At 38.6% G+C, this 22,061-nt stretch carries 20 protein-coding genes; 10 read left to right on the top strand and 10 right to left on the bottom strand.

Annotation, left to right across the window (positions count from 1 at the left end):
• Positions 1-102: 102 nt before the first annotated feature.
• From M5U24_RS00100 to M5U24_RS00070, 7 genes are all read right to left on the bottom strand, one after another.
• Positions 103-1,644 carry a DUF481 domain-containing protein gene (locus M5U24_RS00100; protein WP_169703446.1) on the bottom strand — a complete coding sequence of 514 codons (1,542 nt, stop codon included), beginning with the start codon at positions 1,642-1,644 and terminating at the stop codon, positions 103-105.
• A gap of 243 nt (positions 1,645-1,887) precedes the next feature.
• On the bottom strand, positions 1,888-2,520 hold the full coding sequence (locus M5U24_RS00095) for a MarC family protein (protein ID WP_099326460.1): 633 nt from the start codon (positions 2,518-2,520) through the stop codon (positions 1,888-1,890).
• Between the two features lie 244 nt (positions 2,521-2,764).
• The gene (locus M5U24_RS00090; protein WP_099326461.1) at positions 2,765-4,315 is read right to left on the bottom strand and encodes a hypothetical protein; all 1,551 of its coding nucleotides are present in this window, start codon (positions 4,313-4,315) and stop codon (positions 2,765-2,767) included.
• Between the two features lie 359 nt (positions 4,316-4,674).
• Positions 4,675-4,971 (bottom strand): YHS domain-containing protein, encoded by a 297-nt coding sequence (locus M5U24_RS00085; RefSeq protein ID WP_099326462.1) that lies wholly within the window; start codon positions 4,969-4,971, stop codon positions 4,675-4,677.
• 409 nt (positions 4,972-5,380) lie between these two features.
• The gene (locus M5U24_RS00080) at positions 5,381-5,686 is read right to left on the bottom strand and encodes a hypothetical protein (RefSeq protein WP_099326463.1); all 306 of its coding nucleotides are present in this window, start codon (positions 5,684-5,686) and stop codon (positions 5,381-5,383) included.
• 151 nt (positions 5,687-5,837) lie between these two features.
• A complete protein-coding gene (locus tag M5U24_RS00075) occupies positions 5,838-6,833 on the bottom strand; it encodes a hypothetical protein (protein WP_298201252.1) in 996 nt (331 codons plus the stop codon).
• 138 nt (positions 6,834-6,971) lie between these two features.
• On the bottom strand, positions 6,972-7,880 hold the full coding sequence (locus tag M5U24_RS00070; RefSeq protein WP_298201250.1) for an SIR2 family protein: 909 nt from the start codon (positions 7,878-7,880) through the stop codon (positions 6,972-6,974).
• Positions 7,881-8,258: 378 nt separating this feature from the next.
• Here M5U24_RS00070 and M5U24_RS00065 point away from each other — a divergent pair, with 378 nt between their 5' ends.
• Positions 8,259-8,744, top strand: a complete 486-nt coding sequence (locus tag M5U24_RS00065) for a Druantia anti-phage system protein DruA (protein ID WP_298201249.1) — start codon at positions 8,259-8,261, stop codon at positions 8,742-8,744.
• Positions 8,732-9,586: an ISAs1 family transposase gene (locus M5U24_RS00060; RefSeq protein WP_298201247.1), complete on the top strand. Its 855-nt coding sequence runs from the start codon at positions 8,732-8,734 to the stop codon at positions 9,584-9,586. Before M5U24_RS00065 ends, M5U24_RS00060 begins: the two co-directional genes overlap by 13 nt.
• Positions 9,587-10,258: 672 nt before the next feature.
• Here M5U24_RS00060 and M5U24_RS00055 read toward each other — a convergent pair.
• The 3 genes from M5U24_RS00055 to icd form a co-directional block, all read right to left on the bottom strand.
• Positions 10,259-10,585 carry a carboxymuconolactone decarboxylase family protein gene (locus M5U24_RS00055; RefSeq protein ID WP_099326468.1) on the bottom strand — a complete coding sequence of 109 codons (327 nt, stop codon included), beginning with the start codon at positions 10,583-10,585 and terminating at the stop codon, positions 10,259-10,261.
• A gap of 208 nt (positions 10,586-10,793) precedes the next feature.
• Positions 10,794-11,069, bottom strand: a complete 276-nt coding sequence (locus M5U24_RS00050; RefSeq protein WP_157820701.1) for a hypothetical protein — start codon at positions 11,067-11,069, stop codon at positions 10,794-10,796.
• 1,095 nt (positions 11,070-12,164) lie between these two features.
• A complete protein-coding gene (gene icd / locus M5U24_RS00045; protein ID WP_205713392.1) occupies positions 12,165-13,409 on the bottom strand; it encodes an isocitrate dehydrogenase (NADP(+)) in 1,245 nt (414 codons plus the stop codon).
• Positions 13,410-13,838: 429 nt separating this feature from the next.
• On the opposite strand from icd, the gene M5U24_RS00040 reads away from it, so the two are divergent.
• The 8 genes from M5U24_RS00040 (at position 13,839) to lpdA (ending at position 21,725) form a co-directional block, all read left to right on the top strand.
• Complete coding sequence (locus M5U24_RS00040) at positions 13,839-14,099, top strand: phosphopantetheine-binding protein (RefSeq protein ID WP_099326469.1); 261 nt, start codon at positions 13,839-13,841, stop codon at positions 14,097-14,099.
• Between the two features lie 48 nt (positions 14,100-14,147).
• Positions 14,148-14,597, top strand: coding sequence for a 3-hydroxyacyl-ACP dehydratase FabZ (gene fabZ / locus M5U24_RS00035; RefSeq protein ID WP_099326470.1), 450 nt, complete (start codon positions 14,148-14,150; stop codon positions 14,595-14,597).
• Positions 14,598-14,615: 18 nt separating this feature from the next.
• Entirely contained in the window at positions 14,616-15,836 is a 1,221-nt protein-coding gene (locus tag M5U24_RS00030) for a beta-ketoacyl-[acyl-carrier-protein] synthase family protein (protein WP_099326471.1), read from the top strand.
• Positions 15,837-15,934: 98 nt separating this feature from the next.
• On the top strand, positions 15,935-17,173 hold the full coding sequence (locus tag M5U24_RS00025; protein ID WP_099326472.1) for a beta-ketoacyl-[acyl-carrier-protein] synthase family protein: 1,239 nt from the start codon (positions 15,935-15,937) through the stop codon (positions 17,171-17,173).
• Positions 17,174-17,178: 5 nt separating this feature from the next.
• The gene (locus M5U24_RS00020) at positions 17,179-18,648 is read left to right on the top strand and encodes an NAD(P)/FAD-dependent oxidoreductase (RefSeq protein WP_164994875.1); all 1,470 of its coding nucleotides are present in this window, start codon (positions 17,179-17,181) and stop codon (positions 18,646-18,648) included.
• A 4-nt stretch (positions 18,649-18,652) separates the two neighbouring features.
• Positions 18,653-20,113 (top strand): radical SAM protein, encoded by a 1,461-nt coding sequence (locus tag M5U24_RS00015; RefSeq protein ID WP_099326474.1) that lies wholly within the window; start codon positions 18,653-18,655, stop codon positions 20,111-20,113.
• 58 nt (positions 20,114-20,171) lie between these two features.
• A complete protein-coding gene (locus M5U24_RS00010; RefSeq protein ID WP_261341070.1) occupies positions 20,172-20,300 on the top strand; it encodes a hypothetical protein in 129 nt (42 codons plus the stop codon).
• 6 nt (positions 20,301-20,306) lie between these two features.
• On the top strand, positions 20,307-21,725 hold the full coding sequence (lpdA, locus tag M5U24_RS00005; protein ID WP_157820702.1) for a dihydrolipoyl dehydrogenase: 1,419 nt from the start codon (positions 20,307-20,309) through the stop codon (positions 21,723-21,725).
• Positions 21,726-22,061 lie beyond the last annotated feature (336 nt).

The following is a 22,061-nucleotide window of genomic DNA, read 5'->3' as shown; positions in this document are numbered from 1 at the left end:
GGCAGTTGGCAATCTACAGTCTACAGTCGGCAAATTGCAGATTGCCGATTGAGGACTGAGGATTGTTTTTAGCGCAGTTCAAGCGTAGTATTAATGATGTTTCTAAAAGTTGTATCCAATGCTTCCAATAAGAGTGGTATCATCTTTTTTATTAGCCCCGGAAGGGGTATTATCATACTGGTTTATTAATACCGTGCTTAGTGACAAAGCCTTCATCAAATCATGCTTTATCCCTAAACTTGAATCTAACCGCCAATCTTCCTGATCTTCAACACTTGTGTTGTATTCATTTTTTGCAAATAACTTTGTAGAACTCAGCATCTGCCAGTCTAAATAATGCCCAAACCGTAAACCGAAATTGTTTTCCGTGATACCTCCGTGATATCTTTCATGGGTAAATGCAGGGCCTCCTTCAATCCGATATTTAATTTTTTCACTACTAAATAAACGATACCCAGGCCCAAAAGAGGAAATCGTTCTGTAATTTAAATTTTCAAGTTCATCATGTTCAAAATATTCCTGCAAAAACAGATATACTTTGAAAGAGGTGTTATATTCGTATTTCAATGTCACCTTTTGCTCATTGGCGGTTTCTTCAGACCCACCGGTACTTTGGTTCTTCTTTGTTTCAAAAATGGCAAGCATATCGAAAAATATTTTGTCGCATTTCCTTTCGTTTGAATATCCAATTTTCAGGTGCGTTGTTGTGGCTTCCGTATTTCCTGTTTTAATGTTAATGCCGGACTCAACGCTCCCTTTCCATGTTTTTTGAGGAGAAGAATCTTTTTTGGACTCATCTACCGCCAGTGTAACGGTTTCATCCTTATCCCCGGCAATTGGAGGTACGGCGTCACCTTCCTTTTCGGATGTATGCGTATCTGATGGTATTGCCTGTTTGGGTATTAAATATGAAGATGGTTCTTTTTGTGCGGTTATTATTTCATCAAGGGTATGAGTGGCATCTAATAGTTTAAAAGCATAAACGTTTATTTTTTTGATGGATACATATTCACCGTTTACAGGTTTAAGAATCGAGAACTGAGTGGGTTTGTTTTCATGATAATAGACTTTTATAATTTCGTTATTGCTGGAAAAAACACTGACGTTCTCTAATCGGATAGTACAGATATTTTCTCCGTCCTGCAGAAAGGTAATGGAATTATCGGTAATTTTGATAAGTTTCCCTTTTATGTATATCCCATCAACTGTTATCAATTCATCTGAAAGCGTCTGAGATGTTGAGGTGCGCAGCTTGTTTTGCATGTGTATTTTTGTATTTGCAGATTTGATGTGCCTGCGGGTCTTTATTACGTCAATGTCTTCATCATCATCGGGAGCGTAAACTCCATATTCATTTTCAGTAAAACCATGCGCATTTTTACTATGAGAATTATTAAATGCCATATGAAGTGAAGAAATCGTATCTGCCGGAATAGAGAGTATTAGTTTGTTATTTGCATAGGCGTCCACTTTACATGGAATGGTTATATCATCAACCTTTAAGGAAACATGACCGGAGGAGTAAGTATCGTCGGGAAACTGCATTATTAAAGATTTAAGATCGCTTTCTGACAGCTCTGCGGTTACATAATTTCCCTCAAAACCGACAATTTCAATATCGATGCTTTTGTCGGCATTCTTCAAAAATAAAGAATCTCCATATGCAGCGGAACAAACACTTATAAGCAAAATTATTACAGTGAAAGAAAACTTCATTATTGATTGCATTTGCAGAATCGATAAAAAGTAACAATTTATTTTTTGAAAAATTCCAATAATAGCGATGTTTGCCGCACAGCGTAGGGGCTAAGCAATTACTATAAATTGTCATAAATAAGTGCATACCCCAACTGGTAAATGCCTCACCCCTACACTGTAAAACTGAAATTATGCGAGCGAAGGGAATAATTCACGCAGCCCGTTTGCTATAATTTCTATTGCGATTGCGGTTAGAATCAAACCAAATAAACGATTAAGGATATTGCGTCCTATCGGGCCTAATGCCCTGCCTATAGGGCTTGCAAGGCGAAGAACTATCCAGAGCAGTATGCAGGTGATAAGAATACATAGTATGACCAGCGCCCCGTGATAAGTGGCGGAAGAACGGTGCATTTCTATTATAACAGTACTTATCGAGCCGGGACCGGCTAGCAGCGGAATGGCAAGGGGAACGACGGCAATTGTCGCCTTGTTCTCTGCCGCTGCCTCTTCAGTGGGGCTTGTTTTCACTTTATCGGCCTGCGCTCTTAGCATTGCCAATGCCATTATAAACAATACAATGCCGCCACCGACTCTAAAAGAGGCAAGGCTTGTGCCAAAAGTCTTTAATAATGATTCACCGCTAATGGCAGAGGAAATGAGGACAAGTGCTACCGTTATTATGGTAACAAGCACGACCCGTGCTCTTTGTGATTGGCTGTATCCCTGCGTTAGGCTTAAAAATATGGGAATAGCCGCAAAAGGGTCCAGTATTACCATGAGGGCTGTCAAAAATCGCGTGTATTCCGTCCAATGTTCCATAGAGTATTACCCTGTAAAAACTTCTTTTGTAATAGTTTTGACCCCTTCTCTAAACAAGAGAATGATCCAGCCCCTCTCAAACAGGGGAATACAAAAATCACCTCATAGAAAAAGATTTAGAATATCAGACTATAATCAAAGAAAAAAGCATGGACAGTATTGAATTGTCCATGCTTTTTTTGTGTAAAAATAATTGTCTAACGAATGTTGCTTACCAACCCGTAACCGTCTCGTAAGTTTCTTTCTAGTCAACATTAACGTCAAGTATTGATTGTAAATCGCCAGAGGAAAACTTTATGCTAATATTGTCTTTTTTTGATGTTTTCCTTGCGCCTGTTACTGTAAATACTGCCTTACCTGCTTCATCTGTCAAAATTGCAGTAGATGAAATCTTTACCTTGTTGCCATCCTTTTGGACAATTGCATCAATCTTAGCGTCCACTGCGGGGCTTCCGTTTTTACATTTTGCCTTGACTGTTACTTCGCTGCTTTCTCCTTCTTTGAGTTTAAGCTTTTTATCAGGATTTGTTGTTAAACTGCCAAGACTGCATGCCTCTGCCTGAACCTTTACCTCTAGTTTAGCGCTGAGTTTTTCAGCCTTGAATTTAATTTCTGCTGGCTCTGTATCGGTTTTCATATCACCGGACACAGCAAAAACTGCCTTTCCATTTTTATCTGTTTCAGCGCTTTTGGGAGTAAGCGTTATATATTTCTTGCCTTTTATTACCTCGGCTTCTAGTTTAACGCCCTCTGCCGGACTATCGTCCTTGCACTTTACTTTAACGGTAATGCTGGCATTTTTGCCTTTTTCCAGGGTTAATTTTTTATCGGGAAGCGTTATTACTGTTTTTGGTTTGCATGGAGTTGTTATTTCTGTAGTTTCCTCTGCTGATGTTGTTTTAGCGGTGTCTGCGGAGGTTTTCTCTTCCGTTAGAGAAGTGCCCTCAACTTCAACTTCATCAGTGGATATGGATTCATCAACTATTTCTTCGTTAGATGACTCCTCACCTTCTTCTTTCACCAGGGAAGCGGCAACGGTTTCTTCTTCAGAACCGGCTTCTGTGTCTTTTTCTGCTTCTGTTTTAACCTTTACCTCGAGAATTGTTTTAATATCATCTGCGGAAAATTTGATGGTAGGTGCATCTTTCTTCGTTTTACTTATACCGGAAACGGTAAAGACGGCTTTGCCGCTTTCATCGGTTAATGCGCTGGAAGAGGAAAGTTTTATGCTATTACTGCCCTTCTGTATGATGGCATCCACTTTAACATCAACCGCGGGACTTCCATTGTTGCATTTTAACCTGACGGTTATATCGCTGCTTTGCCCTACGAAAAGTGTTACTTTGTTCTCAGGATTTGTCTTTATAGTATCCAACTTGCATTCTTCAGCCTGAACCTTTATCTCTAGCGTAGTGCTAAGTTTGTCTGCCTTGAATTTGATTTCGGCATTTTCCGTTTCTGTCTTCTTATCTCCCGTGATAGTAAACACGGCTTTGCCATTTTCGTCTGTTACCGCACTTTTTGGAGAAAAGGATATGTTTTTGTTGCCTTTTAATACTTTCGTCTCTATGGCAACACCGGAAGCCGGGCTGTCGTCCTTGCATTTTAACCTTAGAATGACATTGCCGCTCTTGCCTTTTTTGATGGTAAGTGTCTTTTCCGGGTTAGTTTGCATAGACTTGGGCTTACAATCAGAGGCAATTGTATTGTTTGTTGGGGCAATAGCCGAAATAAATGAAACACAAATTAAAACAATACTATACAAAAAAATATTTCTGCACGTAATTCCGTTCATGCGCCTTTCTCCTGATCTTCTTTTAAAAATATTTTGCGGTAGAGATAAAGTAAATTACCCGTTTTTTGATTTAAGAGCGGGGTAATATTTATGAGTTATTTGGTGTGTGACAAAGAAAGAAAAAAGCACGCTATCCCAATAGAGATGTTTATTGATATGAGTGGATATTATAAATACCATATTGAGAAAATGCAACGTTAAAAGTAAATGAAGGTGAGGTGTAATGTTTACGCTGAATAGTTACCCGATAGGATAAACAAAAACAGGCTGGATATTATATCCAGCCTGTTTTTGTTGGTCATACATGACGATGAATCAATTTGGAGATGATTCAAACAGGGTAAAAATGAGAGAATGTATTACTGTCCGGTTCTCTCGTTAAAAACTTTCTTACACTGTTCTGAACAGAAGTAATATACCTCCCCTTTGAATTCTGCTGAAGGGGAATTTTTCAAATCCTTAACTTCCATTCCGCAAATGGGATCTTTTGCAACCCCTTCCTGCCCTTCTTCTTTTATTTCGTGCTTATGTGGCGGACGGCTGGCATCACTGCCGCATACTCCACAGCTTGCCCAGGAAGCAGCGCTTACGCAAAAGATGCTAATGCAAGTAATAAAAAAGATGGTTGTCCTGTTTATGTAGAAATATTTTTTCATAAATAAATCTCCTTGAGAAATATACTTGATTTATAATCTAAAATAATACAGCAATGCCTCCTTTCGAAATAAAGAAAATTGTAAACAACAAGGTCTATCTATTTTCGTATTCCGTTTCACGCTCATCGATTATAAAAAACAATAATACCGAATAAAAGATAAATACGCATTTATTATTTACCCGGCGGACATTATTCAACAGGTGATCCTGTTTAACTGGTAACTATTCAGCGTAATCTATTAAACTATCGAAGCACCACTCGTTCCCAAACAGAACAGACTGGGTCAAATGTGCAATTTTATCCTATTTCACAACAAGCATTTCTCCCTTTTGAGGCAACAAAGTTTCATTTGCCCCAGTCTGTGGAGCTTGAGAACGAGAGAATGTCCGCTTCGGCGAGGCCTTATGTTAAACCGTCTTGTTTTTTTCATCAACGCTCAATCTGTCTAGCTTTTTTTTAAGCCATTCGTTCTCCACCTTCAATTGCCCTATTTGCCGGTACAACTCATCTATTACCTTCTTCTTTTCTCCGATAGTCTTCGCCTCCTTTCCCTGAAATATCCCTCCTAATCCTTCTATCGCTCGTTTCCGCCACTTTGCTATTTGTGTCTTATGGACTTCGTACTGTGATGACAATTCTGCCAGCGTCTTTTCCTCCCTGATTGCATCCAATGCCACCTTTGCCATGTATTCTGCATCAAAACTCTTTCTCATTTTTCAGACCTCCCTTTCCATTACCTATCTTACCAAAAAAGCATCTTAACTACTGGTCTGAAAAAGCCCGTCCATTATAAAATAAATAAATAAAGAAATTAATTTTCCATCAAGACACAGGCCAAAGGAGATGTATAGGATTAAAAAATATCTATTCATGGTTTAGATATTTTTTGATTTTTTTAATTAAACAAAGCAATGCATCTACAAAACAGCAATAAATGGTCTTGACAAACCCATCCGCCGCACAAATAATTTTCTTTTCTTTATAAAAATGCTCCCATTGCCGCAATTTTCTCTTACATCTTAATTCGCGGATACATACACCAAGTTTCGCACCGGCAGAACCATCCAGAAGATCAAGAATGTAAGGGCGCTTGAAACATTTATAGAAAAAAGCAGCAATTCCCTTTCGAATTCTTTTATAGTGGCGTTGACGTATATAAGTGCGGTTAGTATTTATAAGTGCTTTTATACCTGAAAAAAAATCAACAGAAATTAGAACACGAGCTGCCGCATCAGCGGCGTTCCAGCTTTGACAATAACATGCTTGTTTATAGACTTCTTGTATTTTGTTAACAGCTATTTTTTTGCCTTGCAATCGTTCAATGTCTAAAATAATAATTTCACTCAAAAACCCATCTTCGAAGGAATCATATTCAGCAGATTCAGAACTAAGGCGAGAGAAATCGCTAAATATTTTTTCAAAATTGGTTTGTTTCTCAATAACGTGTTCTTTTTTCAAGCGTTTGCAATGAGGAGTATTGCTTCGTATTATATCACGTGCTATCTCAAGATAAAGGCGTGTTATAATTGCCAATTCTCTTCTGTCAAGTAGCAATGGAGGATCAAGAACAATTGGTTCTAGAGTTTTTATTGCATCGTCCAATTTTCCAAGGCGCCAATAAGTAAAGCCTTTTAGACAAGTGATTTTTGAGGACTCATTGTTAAGATTGTCGTTTACGTTAATTTTTTCTAAATATTGCATTGCAGAGCAATAGGCAGATACACTTAAAAGAGCATTTGCTATATCCCAATATAGTAGTGGCGTAAGTTTTGTTATAGTATTTTTACTACTATTATAGGATAATTCGCGTATATATTGAATATGCAAGGAAGGCCATCCTGCAATAACCCCTCCCCTCATAACCCCTCCCTTTATCAAACATAATATAAGTAGAGTTTCTAAGATTTTCTAAAGAAATTTCACTGAACCAATCTTTAAAGTTTTTTTCCCACTCAGGATTTTGGGAATTTGTGCTACGTTTCCATCCATATTCAGCACCTAATTTGAGTAACCAATTATCTTTTGTATCTTCAGATGTAAGATTAGTTCTAATCCAATATTTAGTGAAATCTGGTGGTCTCTCACCTTTTTTACAACCCAGATTAATTTCGCACAAGTATTATTTAAGTTTCTTAAGTGAGGCGAAATATCAATATCGCCATATCCACTGTAGCCGACGACAAGAACTACTTTATTATTAAGCAGTTTTTCGATATAGTTGTACTCTTCAAGATATTTTCCTTTTATTAAAGCAGGAGAAGTTGCTTTGATCTTACCCTGAAAAACATCTCCATGAAGCTTAAGTATGTATGGTTCGTTTTCTAAATTATTTAATGGTTGAGAATGAATTAATAATCGGATGCTATTGTTACACAATTCAATGGCATTATCAAAATTAGTTGTAATAACAGCGCTTGCCTTCTTTTTCTCAAGTAGAAAGCTAATCGCCGAATGGTTTGAGTTAAATTGTTTTTCTTTGCATTTAAATACAGCTCTTATTAAAGAATCAATAACACTTGGCTTTTCTTTCGATGGTTGTTCAAACGCATTAATAGAGGAATCTGGAGAACCAACGTCTTTTGAAATAAAGGAAACTTGAATACGATATAAAAGATCTTCGAATTTAGTATTTATACGAAGAGAAACATATACTCCTTCCGCTAATTCATACGAGTACTTGGCTAACAATCTATCATAGTATGAAGGTGATTTTTCTGCATCTTCTAATTCTAAAAATAGTTTTAAATTATAAAAGAAGTGCTTTGAAAAGTCAGAAACTGATGGTAGAAAATTTTTTTCAATCCCATTTCCTAACAAAGAAATTCCGCAACCACAAAAAATGACAAAAGAATCACCAAGCTCATTTCTTAGTTTATTGAATGAGTTTAATTCTATTGCATATGTCAAATTTAAAATAGCTCCTCAAGAAATATTTTTAAACAAAAAAATAAAAGTAGAATTAGCAATAAATATTTTAATTAACAATTAAAATATACCAAATTATATTGATATTTACTTCTATAGCATTTGTATCTGTTTGAATTTGTAAATATGAAATATTAAAAGTTCTTAAGTCATTGATATTGGGCTGGTTTCCCGCTTTTCCTTGAAAATTAAGATATTGTTGGCATACATCAATTCTATCATTTTTGATTGATTTTAGCACGAAATTAGCACGCACATCGAACAACCATGACGCTGTCAAAGTTTTCCATAAGCACATAAAATACAAAGATATGTAAAAAAACGTGGATATTCCCCCTAAAATATTTTATATTATAGGGCATGAACCAGCATACAACACCAATCGATAACACACACAACGAACTACTTCATTCAATTACCGTTCGTCCTGTTTCACAAAACGACCAGGCAAATTGGGACACACTGATGCGCCAGCATCATTACCTTGGATTTCGTTCTCTCGTAGGAGAATCAATTCGCTACGTAGCGGAATCACAGGGACAATGGCTTGCCTTGATCGGCTGGGCTGCCGCAGCATTAAAATGTACCGTTCGCGATAAGTGGATTGGATGGCCGCCATTTTTAAAATCGCAACGACTGAAACTCATAGCAAACAACTCACGTTTCCTGATCCTTCCTCAGATACACGTACCAAACCTTGCCTCCCGTATTCTTTCTCTTAACCTTAAGCGCTTATCACAAGACTGGACTAAGGTCTATGGGCATCCAATCTGGCTTGTGGAGACCTTTGTCGATCCTCGTTTTTTTAAAGGCGTCTGCTATAAGGCCGCAGGATGGATTTTTTAGGACATTCAACCGGTTTTGCCAGATCATCACAAGGCTATCTTCTGCACAATAAGCCAAAGATGGTCTTTGTTCGCTCATTGAAAGCACAAGTCCAAAAACAACTTAACAACCTTAATCTTACCATACAATTAAGAAAGGAGACAAAGCCTATGAAATTATCTTTAAAAGATGCGGAATTTCTTGACGAATTATTGCAGCAAATCCCTGAACATCGCATGCCCAGAGGCGTTCGCCACAGGAAACGTTCTATCCTGGCAATTTCTATCTGTGCTATCATCTGCAATGCCTGGAGCTTTGCCGCCATTGCAGAGTGGGCAAAGCGTTGTCCGCAAAATATGCTAAAACGTCTCTCCTGCCGTTATAATACAAAAACGAAACGATACGAACCACCGAGTGAACCTACCATCAGGCGTTTCTTACAGCAGGTGGATGCAGAAGCAGTTGATAAAGTCCTCTCGCGTTGGTTTCAATCTGTAGGTGATAAAAGCCTGCCCATTGCGGTTGACGGGAAAACCCTTTGCGGTGCAAGACAGCCTGACGGCAAACAGGTACATTTGCTTGCCGCTTTTCTTCATAAACAGGGTATAGTTCTCGCACAAACTCAGGTAGACCGCAAAACAAACGAAATACCGATGGTTCCGGTATTGTTTGATGATTTAGACATAAAAGACCGTGTCGTTACTTTCGATGCCTTACATGCGCAAAAGGAAACCGCCCGTTATCTGGTAGAAGACAAAAAGGCAGAATATATATTCACGGTGAAAGATAATCAAAAAACCATAAAACAAGCCATCAAGGAACTGAATCTCAGTTCTTTTCCCCCCTCAGCACGAAACAATTGAAAAAGGCCATGGCCGCATTGAAATCCGCAGGATTTGGACCAGCACCGAATTAAACGAATAACTTGATTTCCCCTACGTTAAGCAGGTATTTTGCATTCATAGAATATTTACAAAAGTCAAGACCGGCAAAAAGACCGAGGAAATTGTTTACGGTATTACCAGCCTGACACAACAAAAAGCAAGTCCCAAAACCATTCTTAAGTTTTCCCGCGGACACTGGTCAATAGAAAATGGACTTCATTATGTGCGTGATACCTCCTTCCGTGAAGACCATTCTCAAATACGCACACAAAATGCCCCAAGGGCAATGGCTTCTTTGAAGAACCTTGTGGTTGGGCTGTTTCATTTTCTCAATGTACCAAATATTGCAAAGACGCTCAGAAATTTTGCGGCAAGACCTTTTCTTGCACTTCAAATGCTTCGCTTGTAATGTAGAGAACAAAAAAAAGCCTTTATTTTTTTACTATCTCTTTCGTTACCACAGGGATACTCCCGTTACATTTTGCTTGTTTTGCTCATTTCTGCAGATTTATATGGGAATTCTATCGTTTTTTACTTTCTTCTCCACTTATTGACGGGAGCTTTTGGCACAAATTCTTGATCCGCGTCTTTCGTAGGGTGACTTTGACGTTGCCGTGAATTAAGTATGGTGTCCCTTGAATTATCTCTGAATTATCCTTTTTTATTTTGTATAATATCGTCTGCCCAGCTTAATGCAGCAACAACGTTCGGAAATCCAATGGTACTGGTGACGAGAATCATTGTATGATATATCTCCTCCGGTGTTACCCCTGCTTCAAGTGCCCTTCTTACATGACTATGAACAGCGCCCTCGGAGCGTTCAGTTGCAGCAGTTGCAAGTTGAATTAGTTGTGCAGTCTTTTCGTCCAGGGGACCCTCCTGTTTAACAACCTTGCCAAGCTCCTCAACGGCATCGAAATATTTTTCATGTCGTTTTTTAATTTGAAGAAACTGTTTAGGTAATTTTTCCTTTGCCATACTACACTCCTTTTCAATAAGCAATTATACTGATTATAATTTACGGTGGGTAAGTACTGTATTTTATCATACTGTTGTTAAAAAAAGGATGATAAATATTATTGAGTTATGTTGTTATTGATTTTTATAAGGAAAAATCCTATTGATCCAAGTTCAACAAGTAAAAACCATATCTTTTGTAACACCAATAAGTTGCAATTTTAGTACTTCATTTTTCTACACTACATCTTTGAGTTTTAATAGGTGATTTTATATATTTTCTGCCTGGCGGTGTATGTTTCATATGAAGATTATTATAAATCATGTGTTGCTCTTCCGTGGGTGTTGTGCAGGTTCTGACATCAATAACGTGGCCATCCTCTGTGTTCATGGTAGTTGTTACCCTTATGTGTGTAGCAAGGATATTACAGATCGTATTCCACGTATGATGAATCCCCACGGTTCTTAGCTTCTTTAATATCCCGGCAGGCATATGATAGGCCAATACCGTTATATGCGCATGGGCAATGGTTGAGGAGGGGTCTCAAAGATATAGGAGTAAATGCACTTCTGCTTTAAGAGACATTCATCGCATTCTTTGCTCTTGATTACGCATACTACAAGTCTAAAGGCATATCCAAAGCCGCCGCAGAATACGGCGCCTTTATATGCGGGAAAGCGTATTTGGTATTTAGCGCAGATGGTGAACCTGAATCTTACAGCCCGAAACCTTTCGAACATAGAAATTCCGATCAAGGTTAGATGCTGGGTAACCTCTCAATAAGTTGAGGTTTTTATAATAGTTTCTACAGTCTACAGCCTACAGTCTACAGTCTGCAATTTGCCGATTGCCGATTGCTGACAGCACAGTATTCCCTATTAATGAAGTAAGGGGGGGTGTTTACCTCAACTTATTGAGAAGTTACGATGCCAGAAGAGGTGGAACTTTTTGAAGAACAGCCTGCCGATACTATATGAATGCCAGTGTAAGAAAGCAAATGAAAAATAGAGGGACGAAGGAGGAGAGAACAGGAGGTGGGAGAGGGATCCGTTAACTTTGCAGAATGAGTCTGTTTTTCGTTTCATCGCGTAATAAGCTTTGCAAAAATATGCCAATCCCTTTCGTCCAACATTTTAAATGTTTCGTTGTTAATATACCTACACTTCAATGCAAACTCCAACCCTGTTTATGTTTCTGCCGCTTCTTATTCTGCAAGCGGTTAATTTATTAACAAATACCGCCTTATATCTACATTTTATCACGCCTTCAGCAAGATTAACGCATGCTGACCCTGAAGACCTGCTGTGTAGGGGGGATTAAGCGGCAGCGAATCCACCACAATAAAGACAGGGAATCCCAGCTATATCATATACACTTCTTTAGGGTAATTCTCTTGTCCTGAATTTATAGACTTTTATAACAACAAATGATTCATGGTCACACCTGAGTAGTACCGTACTCTGAATGAAACAAAATCAAAAACCATTGGACAGAATAAAAACAAAAAACCCTCCCGCATGCCTTGATAATACGACCGGAATAAAGACTCTTTGTAAGGAACGAAAATATATCAAAACACTTGAAAAGGTTATGGGAAAATCATGACATGTTAGCGATTATTCTGTCTGCGAACTCTGAACATTTCAGCAATTGAGCGCCGTCCATTTGCCGTTCCAAATCATAGGTTACCGTTTTTTGCCGAATGGTTTTTTCTAATGCCGTTATAATTAACATTGCCGCTTTATCCCATCCAAGGTGTTCAAACATCATAACTCCTGATAAAATTACTGAGCCTGGATTAACAATATCCTTTCCGGCATATTTTGGCGCAGTACCATGTGTCGCTTCGAAGATTGCCGCATTATCGCCAATATTGGCGCCCGGCGCCATGCCTAATCCGCCAACCTGTGCCGCGCAGGCATCGGAGATATAATCGCCGTTTAAATTCGGAGTGGCAATAACACTATATTCATCTGGCCGAAGGAGTACTTGCTGGAACATTGCATCTGCAATTCTATCTTTTATCACTACCTTGTTTTTGGGTGCTTTACCGTTATATTTTTTTTGTACTTCTTCTTCAGTTATTACCGATTTAGAGAATTCTTCTCTGGCGACTTCATATCCCCATTCACAAAAGGCGCCCTCAGTGTACTTCATGATGTTGCCTTTATGCATCAGGGTTACACTGCATAGCTTTTTATCAATGGCATACTGAATTGCACGCCTTACTAACCTCTTTGTGCCTGTCACACTTATCGGCTTAATGCCAATGCCGGAATCTTTTCTGATTTTTACCCGGAACTCTTTTTCTATAAAGGCGATGAGTTTTTTTGCATCGGGAGACCCTTTTTTGTATTCGATACCCGCATAAACATCCTCGGTGTTTTCACGAAAAATGATGACGTTTAATTTTTCCGGTGATTTAACAGGACTGGGAACACCTTCAAAATAGCGGACAGGACGGACACAGGCATATAAATCGAGTTCCTGGCGAAGTGTGACATTGAGGCTTCGGATTCCACCTCCAACGGGTGTCGTAAGAGGCCCCTTGATTGCTACCTTGTATTTTTTTATTGCTTTTAAGGTTTCTCCGGGCAACCATTCACCACATTCGTTAAAGGTCTTTTCTCCTGCCAGTACTTCCAACCAGTGAACCCTTTTTTTGTTTTTATAGGCAATGCTTACTGCCGCATCAAACACCCGTACCGAAGCGTTCCAGATATCAGGGCCTGTGCCGTCTCCGCTGATAAACGGAATAATAGGATCATTCGGTACAACCAAATGAGTTTTTTCTTTTGTTATAGCGCTACCTTCCTTTGACAGTTTTTGTGTTTTTGTTACCAAGACGAACCCTCCTGTAAATTTGTTCAGTTTTGCAGCAGTTTATAAAAGGCTTTATAGTACATTCATAAGAAGATAAATTCAATTTAATAGTAACAGGAATTTAGTAAGGCGTCTTGTTATGGGTTCATTGCTTAAATGTTCCTTGCGTGGCTGTATTTTTATGGTACTGATATCCCTGAGACAACCCCGATATTCATTCATAGTTATTTTTTTAATTTTAATAAAGACTTAACGGGTTGTGCCTGCAAGAAATATTGTATAAATTGGATATTTTGGGCATAAGATGTGTGGATAGCTTTTTTTACCTATTAAGGAAATAATATTATTGACAATGTAATTTGTGTCTGCTACCATGATTCACCTTTAGGTGTGCAGTAGATTAAGGTATTTTTAGGGCTTTACAGAGAAAATATTATAAGGAGGACTAGGTTGAACGACGAAGAGATTGAAAAAGGTGTAACCTCAATAGTTGCAGAGGTTACAGAGCTGGATGAAAAAGAGATCTGGGAGAAAAGGGATGCGAATTTTTTTCAGGACCTTGAAATTGATTCTCTTCTGGCGCTTGAGATTTTAGCGCTTATAGAAAAAAAATTTAAAGTGCAAATTCCAGAAGAAAAACTTGTAGATATTACTTCTTTGAGCGCCACGATTGGTTTAACAAAATCGGTTTTGGCAGAGAGTGGGAAGTAAATTGGTTATTCGAAAATCATTGTGCAATGAAAGAAAGAGATATTCAACATGATACTTTTTGAGGAAATACGATCTCTTCTTCCTCAAAAATATCCTTTCATATTTATTGATAGAGCGATTGAGTTTGAAGAAAGCAAGAGAATCGTATGCGTAAAAAACATTTCCGGTAATGAACCTGTCTTTGTAGGACATTTCCCTGATTTTGCCATAATGCCTGGTGTTTTAATCATTGAGGCGATGGCGCAAGCTTCAATAATCTTGTTCAGAAAGAGTCTTCCTTCCAGAAACGATGAAGATGCTGTTTTTTTATTGGCATCAGTCAATAATGCCAGATTTACAAAACCCGTCGTTCCCGGTGATCAGCTTACCATAGAAGTGATTGTTGAAAAGATTGTTTCAAGAGGTGCTATAGTTCAGTCTGTTGTGAAAGTTCAGGAAAAGGTCGTTGCTAAAGCAGCTTTGACTTTTGGTATTGTGGAAAAGAGTTCGTTGGTTTAATTAAAATAGCATTAATATATGGATAAACGAGTCGTTATAACTGGTGTTGGGATGATAACTCCCATTGGTTCGGGGAAAGATGTTTTTTGGAACGCCCTTACCGCCGGGGAATCGGGCGTATCTGAAGTGTCATGTATAGATACTTCAGGATACAGAGTACACAAAGGGTGCGAGGTCAAGAATTTTAATTATTCAGATTATATTAAAAATGGTGTCTTAAAAGAGATAGGCAAGGGTTCGCAATTTGCTATAGCGGCTACGAAACTTGCGTTAGATGATGCTAAAATGGATTTGTCTAAAATTGAATTGGAACGAATGGGGGTGTCTGTCGGGACAACTGCCGGTGAAATACAAATCTTAGAGAAAGTAAATTATATCAGACATAGAGACGGGGAGGACAAAGTAGCCCCTGATTTGTTTTTAATGCATCCCTGTAACAATATCCCTGCTAACATTGCAATTGAATTTGGTTTGAAAGGCCCCAATACGATAATACCCACTGCGTGTGCAGCGGGGAATTATGCTATTGGTTATGCTTACGATTTAATTAGATTTGGAAGAGTAGATGTTATGGTTGCGGGGGGTTCTGATCCTTTTTCGAAAGTGGCTTTTACCGGTTTTGCCCGTTTAGGTGCTATAGCGCCAGAAATTTGTCAGCCTTTTGATAAAAATAGAAAGGGCATGATGGTTGGTGAAGGTGCGGGAATGCTTGTTTTGGAGTCGCTGGAGTCTGCGGAGAAAAGAAACGCTAATGTTTATGCTGAGATTATTGGTTACGGTTTGAGTTGCGATGCTTACCATATTACCATACCACATCCGGATGGCGAAGGTGTTATTTCTGCAATGATAAAAGCATTAAAGAGCGCAAACCTCAGGCCTGAAGATGTTCAATACATAAGCGCTCATGGTACCGGCACTCCTGCAAATGATAAGGCGGAAACTATTTCAATAAAAAAGGTCTTTGGAGAAAAACCTGAACATCTGGCAATTAGTTCAATAAAATCGATGATAGGGCATACAATGGGTGCTGCCAGTGTTATAGAAGCAATTGCTTGCGCCTTAGCGGTGCAAAACGACATTATTCCTCCTACTATAAATTATGTTACGCCTGATCCTGAATGTGATTTGGATTATGTGCCCAATGTCATGAGAAAACAAGAGGTAAACATTGCGTTGAACAATGCTCATGCCTTTGGGGGCAATAACAGTTGTCTGGTAATAAAGAAATTTACCAATTAGAATGTTTGTAAAGAAAATTTATTTTAAAAATAATTGAAATAATTATATTTAAGAACGATATTTCCAAAGTTGAAGCGTATAAAATAAGAGGTTTATAAATGGGCGATACGAGGATTGTAATTACAGGAATATCTGTCATCTCCCCTCTTGGAGAAACGAAAGAGGACTTTTGGCAAAATTTAATAAACGGGGTATCCGGGATTAAACCGGTAACGTTATTTGATGTAACTCATTTTAATAGTAAACAGGCAGGAGAGATCACGGATTTTGACCCTAAAATTTATTTGGGGAAGAAGGGTATTCGCCATATCGACAGAACGTCCCTTCTGGTATCTTCGGCTACGTGTCTGGCGATTAAGGATGCTAATCTTGAGAATAATACTTACAATGAAGATGAATTAGGCATCGTTGTAGGCTCTACTTATGGCAGTATTGACAGTATAAGTTCTTTTGATTTTCAATCACTTAGAGAGGGTCCAAACTATGTAAATCCGATGGACTTTCCTAATACGGTAATAAACGCACCTGCCAGCCGGGCGTCGATTTTTTGCAAGGCAACAGGTTTAAGTACAACAATTTCTAACGGGGTAACGAGCAGCATTGACGCTATTATATATGCATCTGATTTTCTGCGAATGGGAAGGGTAAAGGCGGTAATTGCAGGAGGAGTTTATGGATTAGGCCATGACATTTTTTGGGGAGCGCATAGTTCAAAAATCTTGGCGGGGAGTAATAGCGGTACCCTTGAAATTAGTGCGCCTTTTGATAAGAGACGTAATGGCATGGTCCTGGGAGAAGCCTCTGCGCTGGTTATACTCGAAACTTTAGAGGATGCGTTAAAGAGGAATGCAAATATTTACGCGGAAGTAAGGGGTTATGGAACAGCCTTTGATCCTAAGATGTCCACCAGTAAAGAATACCAGACAGACGGCAGCATAAGGGCTATCCGAAGCGCTTTAGAAGATGCAAAATTAACGCTTCATGATATTTCCTGCATATCTGCTAATGCATATTCCGGAGTATATGGCGATGCAATGGAGGTAAGGGCTTTAAAAGAAGTATTTGGTATGCGCGCGAAACTTATTCCAGTGACTGCTATCAAATCAATGACAGGTGAATGTCTTGACGCATCAGGGGCTTTACAGACAGTGGCGGCGGTGATGTCTCTTAACACGCATACTATTCCTCCGACAATTAATTATAAGGAACCTGATCCGGAATGCGACCTAGGTTTGGTTGTTGAAAGAGCGGCGACTGTTCCGGTAAAAAATGTCCTTATAAATTCATCCTCACGTTTAGGAAATAGCTCTTCCCTGATAGTATCAAAGTTTAAATAAGTTTCATGTCATCGACCAAGCCTATCAAGCCACATATTCAATCCACGAAAATCGATACATTATATCCTTCTTACGATGTAATTGTAATTGGAGCGGGTATCGCAGGCCTTATTTGTGCCGCATTTCTTGCTAAAAGCGGGAAAAAGGCACTTCTTATTGAACAGCATTTTATTCCAGGCGGATATTGTACTTCGTTTAAAAGAAAAGGATTTCTTTTTGATGCTGCTGTTCATCACATCGGTGGTTGTGGTAAATGGAGTGTTGTTGGGCGTTGTTTTAAAATGCTCGGGATAGAGATGGATTTTTACCACTTAGATCCCATGGATAATCTGATTTTTCCAACATTCAGCATTGAAATTCCTGCCGACTTAGACGAATATTTATTACGTTTACAGAAAAGGTATCCACATGAAAAGGACAATATTAAGTGGTTCTTTCAAGACTTTATAAGGCTTTATCGTGCTACATTTCATAATGAAAAAAGTCAGATTATAGAAAAATACAAAGACATGACTTATGGAATGATGCTCGATCATTTTTTTGATGATAGTGAGTTAAAGATGGTTCTTTCTGGGCAGTGGGGTTATGTAGGTTTAGCGCCGTCGAAAGCATCTGCGATTGCCATGTCTCAAATGATGATAAATTATCTTAAAGATGGCGCCTTTTTCCCAAAAGGCGGAACGCAAGAGTTTGCAAATGCAATTTTTAGGAAATTTATTGATTTTGGCGGACACGTTATGTTATCATCCAAAGTCAAAAAAATCTTAAAGAAAGGACCCTCCGTTAACGGTGTTAAATTAAATGATGACAAAGAGATACATTCGAGCGTTGTTGTGTCGAATATAGATGCAAGACAGACGTTTTATCATTTGTTGAATGATGGAAATGATGTAGATGCGGTGTACCTTAAAAACATTGAAGGAATGAAGGAAAGCTGTTCTTTTTTTCTCTTGTATCTGGGAATTGGAAAAGGGATAGATTTAAATACTTTAAAAAGAGGATTTTATTTATCCGGCTCAAATTTTGACTCTATTGATAGTGAGTGGATGTATATATCTGTTCCAACCAGTATATGCCAGGCCCTTTCCCCTCAAAATAAACAAATAATCTCCATAGTAGTGTATAAGAAGGAAGAATTTTATAAAAATGTGACGGATTGGGAATTGCTCAAACAAAATATAGTTTCAAGTACTTTGGAGAGACTAGAAAGTTATTTACCTGATATAAAAAAACATATAGAAATAATAGAGGTGGCTACTCCTAAAACCCTGGAGCGTTACACATTAAATACCAATGGGGCAGCTTATGGCTGGGCAGTAAGCGTTGATCAAATATGGGAACAAAGGCTTTCGCCGACAACACCAATTAGCGGCCTTTATTTGGCAGGCCATTGGACAAGACCTGGCCCTGGCATATGTGCTGTTGTTTCTTCGGGATGGAGTGTTGCTAATTTAATTTTGAAGAATTGGAGGTAAAAATATGAAAAAAATGATGCTCATTAATCCACATAAGCCCGGGAGGCATGGAGAAGAGAGTATTACGGTAATTGTTCAGATGCCGTTAAACCTTGCTTATATTAAGGCCCTTACGCCTGGTGATTGGGAATTTGATGTTATTGATGAAAATATCGAACTGGCAATTGATGATAATGGCGAACTTACTTTCGCGCCGGTGGACCTTGTTTGTATTACATCAGTGACCTACCAATCTCCCAGGGCATACAAGATTGCTACTGCATGTAAAAGGAAAGGTATGACCGTAATAATGGGAGGGATACATGCGTCTGTAATGCCTGAAGAGGCTTCAAAGTACGTGGACACTGTTTTTATTGGTGAGGCAGAGGAAGTCTGGCCACGGGTAATAAAAGACTTTGAAGCAGGAAAGTTAAAGAAGGTTTACGATGGTGGTTTACCGCCGTTGAATTTGATGAAAAGGGTTTTCCCTGACAGAGAGTTTCTGAGGAAGAAATATAATTATAAGTTTTCTTCTATTGTAACTACGAAGGGGTGCCCGAATTATTGTGATTTTTGCAGTGTTCCTACATTTCAGGGAAGAAAATTCAGGGAAAGACCTTATGAAGATGTGTTGGAAGAGTTAGCGGCGACTGATTATAAGGGACTCATGCTGGCAGAAGATAATTTTTACGGACATGGGAAGCGGTCAAATGAAAGAGCGAGAAATCTTTTTAAAGGCATGGTTGAGCGTAATCTTCAAAAAGATTGGCTAGGGTTTACTGCTTTAAATATTTCGCAGGATAAGGAAACATTAGATTATATGGCGAAAAGCGGTTGTTTTGGCATGCTTATGGGCATAGAGTCGACCAATGAAACCGTTTTAGAAAAAATGAATAAACAGGTAAATTTAAAGCTGGGCACAGAGAGCTATTATGATTGTATTCAGAAAATACATGATGCGGGTTTGGTCACCTGGGGTTCGGTGGTTTTTGGGGCTGACGGAGACGGTAAAGATTCTTTTAAAAGGATGACCGATTTTATATTGGAAAATAACATAGACATTTTGACTTTCGGCATTAACTGTCCTTTTCCAAAAACGCAGTTGTATAAAAGGTTGGATTCGGAAAAGAGAATATTCAGGAAAAACTATCCGGATGATTGGGAATATTATGATACAGCACATGTTGTCCATCGGTTGGTGGATATGACATTGGAGGATTTTATAGAAGGAATGCAATATGTTTATGATCATATCTATGCAGGAGATAATTTGAGAAAACGTTTTAGAAATTCTATTAAAACGACGAACAATCCCAGAAATTCCATGTTTGCTTTTCGGGTAGGTTCTGACTGGCAACAGGTATTCGATCAGGTATTGGAAAATTTAAGATTATTATATGATTCCGGCGATTATTATAAAGATTATTATAAATCAAATTCTGTGTCTGTATCGAAGAAACCACTGGTAGAAAGCATCACCACATAAAAACAAGGTATTTTTGGATATTTAATACAAAGTAAACGTGTAGGAAAGGAGATATGAAATGATAGGCAAATTATTGTCTTTATCTATGGAAAAATCAATTATTCCGGATGTAAGCCCAAAATTTATTCTGATTGTTACAATAGCCCTTATCTTTGTGATACTATTTGCATGGAAAAAGGAGGAATAATTGCCTGTGAGCAACTCTGCCTTTGATCTTGCAATCATTGGAGGTGGGCCTGCCGGTTATGTTGCGGCAATAAAAGCCGCTCAGTCCGGCTTAAAAACTGCTTTAATCGAAAAAGAGAAAGTTGGCGGCACATGTCTGCATAAGGGTTGTATTCCCACAAAAACGCTGTTGTACTCTGCGGAACTTTACAGAAAGTTTGCTAATGCAGGTGAATATGGAATCACTACCGGCAGTTTGAATGTCGATTATCCTCTAATACATCGGCGCAAAGAATATGTTGTTAAACGCTTGTTTCAGGGAGTTCAGTCCCTTTTAAAAAAAAATGGTGTCGATGTCTTCAGCGCCGAAGGGCGTATCATATCTAATCAGGAAGTTTCAATAGTCAGCGATGGTATAGAAACAAACCGAATAAAGGTAAAAAATATTATACTTGCCACGGGTTCTGCTCCTTTCATTCCAAAAAACATACCTTATGATAAAAAATATGTACTTACCAGCGATGATATTCTATTGCGGGAAGAAATTCCAAAATCGATAATTATTGTCGGTGGAGGTGCGGTTGGGATTGAATTTGCCTGTCTTTTTAATGCATTTGGGACAGAGGTTACGGTTTTGGAACTTTTGGAAGATATACTACCTTCCGAAGATAAAGAAATCAACGGAACTGTGAAAAACCTGCTTATACGTAGAGGGGTAAATGTTTTGACCCAAACCTCTTTGGAAAAAGTAGAAATAGAGAATGGCGTTAAATTAGAGATTAAAGGTGTTAACGATATTTCCGGTAATAGAGAATTTTTACATGCGGATTTGTTATTACTGGCTGCCGGAAGAGTACCTCTGCTGGATAATATCGGGATAGAAGAAATGTCGTTAAATTTTGACGGACAATATTTAAGGACGAATGAAGGCATGGAAACAAGCCAGAGAGGGGTTTATGCAATAGGCGATATTACGGGAGCGCCGCTTCTTGCGCATAAAGCAATAAATGAAGGCATCTTGTCAGTAACGCATCTTACAGGGAAAGATATGCACATCATAAACCGTAAAAATATCCCAAGAGTTGTTTACAGTTTTCCGCAGGTAGCGAGTATTGGTCTTACACAAAAAGAGGCGGAGGAAATGGGTTACAAGGTGAAAATCGGAAAATTTCCTTTTGCCGCGAACAGTATGGCAATAATTGAAGGAGAATCATTGGATGGTTTTGTTAAAATTGTTTCGGAAGAAAAATATGGTGAAATTCTTGGAGTGCATGCAATAGGTCATCACGTCGGAGAATGGATGTGGGGACTTTCGCTTAACTCTATTTTAGAAGGTACGGTTCAGGAAGTATCAAATGCTATATTCCCTCACCCTACTCTATCAGAGGCTTTATTCGAGGCCGCTCATTCAATAGTTGATAAACCTATATGCAACGCTGTTGAATAACTACTCATGAACACTACACTAAGGATTTCAAGAAGGTTTTTCTTTGCAACTCCTGATCTTTCCTATTGTCAAAACATTTACACTGACGTAGTATCTGTGCCAGAAAGGATGGTGTATGAAAAACTTACTGTGCCATCATGGTCTCGGATGCGGCGGTGATACAATATCTTTGCCTGAATGCAGAAGAACCTGATTTTTTAACTACTCTTGAGATGCTTGACATAAACGCTTGGCACCCATCGCTCTCTCTTGAAACTAATCTTTACCCACAAATTTCAAGAGCACCGTAGTTGTACGGCCAATTGAGCTGAAGGCTAAGTGGTGTAAAGTTCGTAA

Origin of the sequence: Candidatus Kuenenia sp. (assembly GCF_027493735.1) — a bacterium.
Taxonomy (GTDB): domain Bacteria; phylum Planctomycetota; class Brocadiia; order Brocadiales; family Brocadiaceae; genus Kuenenia; species Kuenenia stuttgartiensis_A.
Note: the sequence above shows the minus strand (reverse complement) of the source record. Positions and strands in the feature narration are given on the sequence as shown.

Bases quoted from the DNA above. Each gene is read 5' to 3' on its own strand.
- M5U24_RS00065 (WP_298201249.1), top strand. From the start codon at position 8,259: ATGAACCAGCATACAACACCAATCGATAACACACACAACGAACTACTT.
- M5U24_RS00010 (WP_261341070.1), top strand. From the start codon at position 20,172: ATGATAGGCAAATTATTGTCTTTATCTATGGAAAAATCAATTATTCCG.
- M5U24_RS00085 (WP_099326462.1), bottom strand. From the start codon at position 4,971: ATGAAAAAATATTTCTACATAAACAGGACAACCATCTTTTTTATTACT.
- M5U24_RS00075 (WP_298201252.1), bottom strand. From the start codon at position 6,833: ATGAGGGGAGGGGTTATTGCAGGATGGCCTTCCTTGCATATTCAATAT.
- M5U24_RS00015 (WP_099326474.1), top strand. From the start codon at position 18,653: ATGAAAAAAATGATGCTCATTAATCCACATAAGCCCGGGAGGCATGGA.
- M5U24_RS00060 (WP_298201247.1), top strand. From the start codon at position 8,732: ATGGATTTTTTAGGACATTCAACCGGTTTTGCCAGATCATCACAAGGC.
- M5U24_RS00080 (WP_099326463.1), bottom strand. From the start codon at position 5,686: ATGAGAAAGAGTTTTGATGCAGAATACATGGCAAAGGTGGCATTGGAT.
- M5U24_RS00055 (WP_099326468.1), bottom strand. From the start codon at position 10,585: ATGGCAAAGGAAAAATTACCTAAACAGTTTCTTCAAATTAAAAAACGA.
- M5U24_RS00095 (WP_099326460.1), bottom strand. From the start codon at position 2,520: ATGGAACATTGGACGGAATACACGCGATTTTTGACAGCCCTCATGGTA.
- M5U24_RS00020 (WP_164994875.1), top strand. From the start codon at position 17,179: ATGTCATCGACCAAGCCTATCAAGCCACATATTCAATCCACGAAAATC.
- M5U24_RS00090 (WP_099326461.1), bottom strand. From the start codon at position 4,315: ATGAACGGAATTACGTGCAGAAATATTTTTTTGTATAGTATTGTTTTA.
- M5U24_RS00025 (WP_099326472.1), top strand. From the start codon at position 15,935: ATGGGCGATACGAGGATTGTAATTACAGGAATATCTGTCATCTCCCCT.
- M5U24_RS00030 (WP_099326471.1), top strand. From the start codon at position 14,616: ATGGATAAACGAGTCGTTATAACTGGTGTTGGGATGATAACTCCCATT.
- fabZ (WP_099326470.1), top strand. From the start codon at position 14,148: ATGATACTTTTTGAGGAAATACGATCTCTTCTTCCTCAAAAATATCCT.